This window comes from Hymenobacter daecheongensis DSM 21074 (genome assembly GCF_900141805.1).
Taxonomy (GTDB): domain Bacteria; phylum Bacteroidota; class Bacteroidia; order Cytophagales; family Hymenobacteraceae; genus Hymenobacter; species Hymenobacter daecheongensis.
Genome location: NZ_FQYN01000016.1, coordinates 1 through 7350, shown reverse-complemented (window position 1 = coordinate 7350; position 7350 = coordinate 1). Strand labels below are relative to the sequence as shown.

Genomic DNA, 7350 nt, shown 5'->3' with positions numbered 1-7350 from the left:
GGCTTCGGCAGCGTGAGCGTGACGCTGACGGCCGTGCCGGCCGGCTCCTACCAGGTCTACACCTATGTGTGGGAAGACAACAACCCGGAAGTCTTCTCCGTGACGCTTAACGGGCAGACCGTGCGCGCCAACTACAACAGCGGCCCGGCCGGCACCTGGGCCCGGCTGGGCCCGTTTGCCGCCACGCTCACGGCCCCCGGCGCGCTGGTGGTGGGCGCGACGGGCGGGGCGGCCAACTTCTCCGGCATCGAAGTCTGGCGCCTGACCACCACGCCCGCCCCCGCCCCGGCGCTGACGACGACGGCCGCGGCCCGCGCACCGGCTCCGGCTACGGCCCTGTATCCAAACCCTTCGCCCACGGGCCGCTACACGCTGGAAGTGCCCGCCGCGCTGGGGCCGCAGGTGGCCTACTCGCTCGTCTCGGCCGTGGGCCAGGTGCTGAGTCAGGGACAGTTGCGGCTGGAGCCCGGCAGCCCCCGCACCTTGCTTGATCTGGCCGGCCTGAGCTTGCCGCCGGGCATCTACCAGCTGCGCCTCACCGGCAACCAACAACTCGCCCGCGTAAAACTCATGCGCTGAACTATGTTTCTGAGGTAAACGATAGGGCGTAGAAAGCCGCAGTGTGTCAGCGCGCATTGCATCCAGCCAGCGCATCCCATTGAGGAATGCGCTGTTTTTTTATTGGCTTAAAATAAATTATATATTTTATTGAAATAATATTTTTTTAAATTAGCGTAGCGCTTCACTCGAACAAGGCAAGTGCTGAACTAGTGTAGCTGCTGACAGCGCGTAGGTGCCGGGCCAAGGCCCGACTGAGAGGGAGATGCAGGCATCTACGAAGAGCCTGCCCGATGGAGAAGTTGTGAGGGGAATAGCAGGCCCGGTCCCAGGGATTTTCCAGACCGGTGGTTTCTGCACTCGATTTACCATGTTGGCTTTGCGCAGCGAACCGGCCCCGCCTGGTCCGGGCAGTGACTGCAGGCACTACCCCGACATGCGCGGCATCGGGAGCTTATCCGTTGCCAGCATTAGCAGATTTTTTGGCCCGGTTTCCTGACGCGGGCCGGCGTAGCTGCACCAGCCGGCCGGCGGGCTGCCGTGGCGTTTTTTTTTGCCGGAAGCACGCCCCGCAGGCGGCTTCGCTTGTTGCGCCTGCCCCGCTTTGCAGCGGCAAGCTGCCCTACCACGCAAGTCTGCCCCCGGCTCTTGAGTCCGGCGCGGTCTGCGGGTTCTTTCCCAGCTCTGAAGTAGGATCTTATCGGCCCTTGCTGCTCCAGCAAGCGGCCGGGCGGATGGTCTTTACCCATTTTCTTCCTGTCATGCGCCTCAGACTTTACATACTCCTATTGCTGGCTTTGCTCAGCGGCCGGGCCGGGCAGGCCCAAGCACCGCCCGCGGGCTTCACCTCCACGGTCGTTTCCTCGGGCTGGAATGAGGCCGTGGGCCTGACCTTCACCAAGACCGGCGACAAAATGTTCGTCTGGGAGCGGCCCGGCCGGGTGTGGGTGGTCGTGGGCGGACAGCGCCAGCTGGTACTCGACATCTCCCCCGAGGTGGGCGGCTGGCACGACCATGGCCTGCTGGGCTTCGCCCTCGACCCCAACTTCGACTCCAACGGTTTTATGTACCTGCTTTATACCGTTGACCGGCATCACCTGCTCAATTTCGGCACACCGGCCTACAGTGCCACTACCAACGAGTATTTCAATGCCACCATCGGCCGGCTGACGCGCTACACGGCCACGCCGGCCGGCACGGGCTACACCGTGGACCCCGCCAGCCGCCGCATTCTGCTGGGGGCTACCAAATCGACGGGAATTCCCTCGCTCACTTACTCTCACCTAGTGGGCTCCCTCGTGTTCGGGACCGACGGTACGCTGCTCGTCTCGACTGGCGATGGGGCGCATCCGGCCCCGGACGCGGGCAGCTTCGGCGAATCGTATTATGCGCAGGCCCTGGCCGATGGCATCCTGCGGCCCAAGGAAAATGTGGGTTCTCTGCGGGCCCAGCTGGTAGATTGCCTGAACGGCAAAATTCTGCGCTTGGACCCAGCCACCGGCCAGGGCATCCCCAGTAACCCCTTCTACGATGCCGCCGCCCCGGATGCGCCCCGCTCCAAGGTGTGGGCCATGGGAACGCGCAATCCGTTTCGGATGAATCTGCGGCCCGGCACGGGCAGCCCCGACCCGGCCGCCGCCAACCCCGGCGTGCTGTATGTAGGCGATGTGGGGGCCTGCTGCTGGGAAGAGGTATCGGTAGTGGACCGGCCGCGGGTGAACCTGGGCTGGCCGCTGTTTGAAGGGCTGATTTTCAACGATGACTTCACCAGCGCCAACGTGTATAACCGCGACGCGCTCAACCCCTTGTTTAACACGGGCGGCTGCACCCAGGAATTCTTTTATTTCTACCAGCTCATCAAGCAGGCCACGCCCAGCGGCACGGCCACCTTCACCAACCCCTGCGATAACACCAAGACCATTCCGGCCACGGTGCCCACCTTCGTGCACACTCGCCCCTTGCTCGACTGGGGCCACCCCGATGGCCCCGCCCGCACGGGAGCATTCAATGGCCAGACAGCCACTACTCCCAATGTGGGCGCGGCCGGCTCGCCGGTCAGCGGGACGCAGTTTGGAGGCATTGCGGCCGTGGGGGGCGTGTTTTATCCCTACAACGACTTCCCGGCGCCTTTCGGCAACAGCTACTTTTTCGGGGATTACGGGGGCGGCTGGATTCGCTCGCTGACGGTGAACAGCGCCAACCAGCCCAGCGCCGTCAACAATTTCGTGAACAGTGGGGCCGTGCCGGTGGCCTTTGCCGTCAGTCCCGCCGAAACCGGCCTGTTCTACGTCAACTTCTCTCCTTCTGAAATCCGCAAAATCAGCTCCAACACCCCTGGCACCCCGCCGCCGGTGGCGGTAATTTCGGCGGATAACACGTTTGGGCCCGGGCCGCTGAGCGTGCAGTTTACCGGCAGCGGCTCCACGCCCGGCACCGGCCTCACCTACCTCTGGGACTTCGGCGACGGCACCCCCACCAGCTCGGCCGTGAACCCGGCGCACACGTTTTTCCCGCCTTCGTCTGCGCCTGTCAGGTACACCGTTACGCTCACGGTGCGCAATGCCCAGAATGTATCCAACCAAGCTACGCTGGCTATTTCGGTGAATAATACGCCGCCGCAGGTCACCATCACCAGCCCGGCGGCCGGCACGCGCTACCCGCTCACGGGCAACACCACCTACGAGCTGCGCGCCACCGTCACCGACGCCGAGCACACCCCCGCCCAGCTGCGCTACCAGTGGCAGACCATCCTGCACCACGACACGCACCAGCACCCCAACCCCATCGACCCCACTCCGCAGACCACCACCACGCTGGAACCCAACGGCTGCGGGGCCGAAACCTACTACTACCGCATCACGCTCACCGTCACCGATGCCGCCGGCCTGGCCACCACGCGCGAGGTGCGCCTGGACCCGGACTGCACCACGCTGCCCAGCTTCACGCTGGTCAATGCCGACACCGACCATGGGATGCAAGCCCTTTCCAACGGGGCCGTGCTGAACCTGGCCGCGCTGCCCACGCGCAACCTGAACATCCGCGCCAACATCCCCCCCGCCGGCACGGGCAGCGTGGTATTCAGCTTGAGCGGGGCGCAGAGCCGCAGCCAGACCGAGAACGTGCCGCCCTACGCCCTGTTCAGCGACAGCAACGGCGACTACAACGCCTGGACGCCCGCGGTGGGCACGTATTCACTCACGGCCACGCCCTACAGCGGGGCCGGCGGCACGGGCACGCCCGGCACCCCCCTGAGCGTGAGCTTCTCGGTGACGGATGGGGGCACGCCGGGCCCCTTCACGCTTAGCACGCCCGTCAGCGGCACGGGCACGGTGAGCCGCAATCCGGATGCGGCCACGTATGCCAGCGGCACGGGGGTCACACTCACGGCCTCGCCCGGCAGCGGGCAGCAGTTCACGGGCTGGAGCGGCGACGTGACCAGCACGGCCAACCCGCTCACGGTAACCATGAGCGCCAACCGCACCATCACGGCCACCTTCGTGCCCTTACCCACGGGCGGGCAGGCCGTGACGAGCTTCACGCTGATCAATGCCGACTCCGACCAGCCCCTGCAAGCCCTTTCCAACGGGGCCGTGCTGAACCTGGCCACGCTGCCCACCCAGAACCTGAACCTGCGCGCTAACACCAGCCCCGCCGCCGTGGGCAGCGTGGTGCTGGCCCTGAGCGGGGCGCAGGCCCGCACCCAGACCGAGACCAGCCCGCCCTACGCCCTGTTTGGCGACGCCGGCGGCGACTATAACGCCTGGACCCCGGCCGTAGGCTCCTACTCGCTCACGGCCACGCCCTACTCCAGCCCCGGCGGCACCGGCACGCCCGGCACCCCGCTCACCATTAGCTTCTCGGTGACGGATGGGGGCACGCCGGGCCCCTTCACGCTTAGCACGCCCGTCAGCGGCACGGGCACGGTGAGCCGCAATCCGGATGCGGCCACGTATGCCAGCGGCACGGGGGTCACACTCACGGCCTCGCCCGGCAGCGGGCAGCAGTTCACGGGCTGGAGCGGCGACGTGACCAGCACGGCCAACCCGCTCACGGTAACCATGAGCGCCAACCGCACCATCACCGCCACTTTCGCGCCCCTGCCCACCGGCGGGCAGGCCGTAACGAGCTTCACGCTCATTGATGCCGATGCGCAGCTGCCGGTGCGTGAGCTGCTGGCTAATGACGTGCTGAACCTGGCCGCGCTGCCCACGCGCAACCTAAACGTGCGGGCCAATACCAGTCCGGCCACGGTGGGCAGTGTGCGGCTCACGCTGAGCGGGGCGCTGGCCCGCACCCAGACTGAGACCAGCCCACCCTACGCCCTGTTTGGCGACAATGCCGGCATCTATGGAGCCTGGGCCGCCGCCGTGGGCACCTACTCGCTCACGGCTACGCCCTTCACCGGGGCGGGGGCCAGCGGCACGGCCGGCACCCCGCTCACGCGCAGCTTCTCCGTGACGGATACGGCCCCGCCCGCCGCCCGGCCGCTGGCCGCCGGCGCGGCGCGCATCAGCATGGGCGCGGCCTACCCGAACCCTTCGCCTACCGGCCGCTACCTCCTCAGCCTGCCGGCCCCGGTGCCGGAAGCCACTCTCTCTTATATCCTGCTCTCGCCCCTGGGCAATCAACTGGCCCAGGGCACCCTGGCTGTGGCGCCCGGCAGCACGCGCACGCTGCTGGATGTCTCGGCCCTGCACCTGCCCGTGGGCCTCTACTATCTGCGCTTGCAGGGCTCCCAGGGCCAAGTGCGCTACAAGCTCATGCGCTGATGGCGCGCTACCGCAGCTGGCGGCGGCCGGCGGCGGTAGCCAGTGGCCACCACAACTCACCAGATTATTCACGGCTAATTTTTTCTGTCATGCGACTTAGACTTTACTTTCTCGCCCTGGTGCTGGCTTTGCTCAGCACTAGGGCCGGGCAGGCCCAGGCGCCGCCCGCGGGCTTCACCTCCACGGTCGTCTCCTCGGGCTGGGACGAGGCCGTGGGCCTGACCTTCACCAAGACCGGCGACAAAATGTTCGTCTGGGAGCGGCCCGGCCGGGTGTGGGTGGTCGTGGGCGGACAGCGCCAGCTGGTGCTCGACATCTCCCCCGAGGTGGGCGGCTGGGATGACCACGGCCTGCTGGGCTTCGCCCTCGACCCCAACTTCGACTCCAACGGCTTCATGTACCTGCTCTACGTGGTCGACCGGCACTACCTGCTCAATTTCGGCACGCCGGCCTACAGTGCCACGGCCAACGATTACAATAGTGCCACCATCGGCCGGCTGACGCGCTACACGGCCACGCCGGCCGGCACGGGCTACACCGTGAACCAGGCCAGCCGCCGCATTCTGCTGGGGGCTACCAAATCGACCGGCATAGCCTCCACCTCCGGGGGCCATGTGGTTGGCTCCCTCGTGTTCGGGACCGATGGTACGCTGCTCGTCTCGACCGGCGATGGAGCGCACTGGGCCCCGGATCTGGGGAGCTTCAATGAAACGTACTACGCGGAGGCGCTGGCCGATGGCATTCTTAGTCAGAAAGAGAACGTGGGTGCGCTCCGCTCGCAGCTGGTAGATTGCCTGAACGGCAAAATTCTGCGCCTGGACCCGGCTACCGGCCAGGGTATCCCCAGCAACCCCTTCTACGATGCCGCCGCCCCGGATGCGCCCCGCTCCAAGGTGTGGACCATGGGAACGCGCACACCGTTTCGGATGAGTCTGCGGCTCGGCACGGGCAGCACTGACCCGACCGCCGCCAATCCGGGCGCTATCTATCTGGGCATGGTAGGCGGGTCTAACTGGGAGGAAATTGCGGTGATAGACCGGCCGCGGGTGAACCTGGGCTGGCCGCTGTTTGAGGGGCTGACGCCCAACAATGACTTTATCAACGCCAACGTATTCAACCGCGACGCGCTCAACCCCTTGTTCAACACGGGCGGCTGCACCCAGCAATTCTTCTACTTCCGCAACCTGATAAAAGCCGCCACGCCCAGCGGCACGGCCACGTTCACCAACCCCTGCGACAACACCAAGACCATTCCGGCCAGCATTCCCACCTTCGTGCATACTCGCCCGATCATCGACTGGGGCCACGGCGCGGGGCCTTCGCGCACAGGCACGTTCAGCGGCTCCACGCCAACCACCGCCAACATCGGGGCCGCCGGCTCGCCGGTCAGCGGGCCGCAGTTCGGAGGCAATTCCGCCACGGGGGGCGTGTTTTATCCCTACAACGACTTCCCGGCACCTTTTAGCAACGCCTATTTTTTCGGCGATTATGTCGGCGGCTGGATTCGCTCGCTCACGGTGAACAGCGCCAATCAGCCCAGCGCCGTGGCTAACTTTGTGAACAGCAACGTGGTGCCCGTGGCCTTCGCCGTGAGCCCGGCCGAAACCGGCCTGTTCTACGTTAATTTTTACCCTTCCGAAATCCGCAAGATCAGTTTTGGCACGTCCAATGTGCCGCCGGTGGCCGTGATTTCGGCGGATAACACGTTTGGTCCCGGGCCGCTGAGCGTGCAGTTTACCGGCAGCGGCTCCTCCAATCCCGGCGGCGGCTCGCTGAGCTACCGCTGGGACTTCGGCGACGGCACCCCCACCAGCTCGGCCGTGAACCCGGCGCACACGTTTTTCCCGCCCTCGTCTGCGCCCATTCAATATACCGTCACGCTCACCGTCACCAACAGCCAAGGCCTGAGCCATCAGGCCACGCGCAGCATTTCGGTGAATAATACGCCGCCGCAGGTCACCATCACCAGCCCGGCGGCCGGCACGCGCTACCCGCTCACGGGCAACACCACCTACGAGCTGCG

Annotated in this window: 3 protein-coding genes; all 3 read left to right on the top strand. The window is 66.0% G+C overall.

Annotated elements, in window-relative coordinates; all coding sequences use genetic code 11:
- Nucleotides 1-579: T9SS type A sorting domain-containing protein (locus BUB62_RS18610; protein ID WP_143164289.1), on the top strand; the 579-nt coding region annotated here is incomplete at its 5' end.
- 740 nt (nucleotides 580-1319) lie between these two features.
- Nucleotides 1320-5327: an InlB B-repeat-containing protein gene (locus tag BUB62_RS18605; RefSeq protein WP_159437497.1), complete on the top strand. Its 4008-nt coding sequence runs from the start codon at nucleotides 1320-1322 to the stop codon at nucleotides 5325-5327.
- An 89-nt stretch (nucleotides 5328-5416) separates the two neighbouring features.
- A partial coding sequence (locus BUB62_RS18600) for a PQQ-dependent sugar dehydrogenase (RefSeq protein ID WP_159437496.1) occupies nucleotides 5417-7350 on the top strand: 1934 nt, incomplete at its 3' end.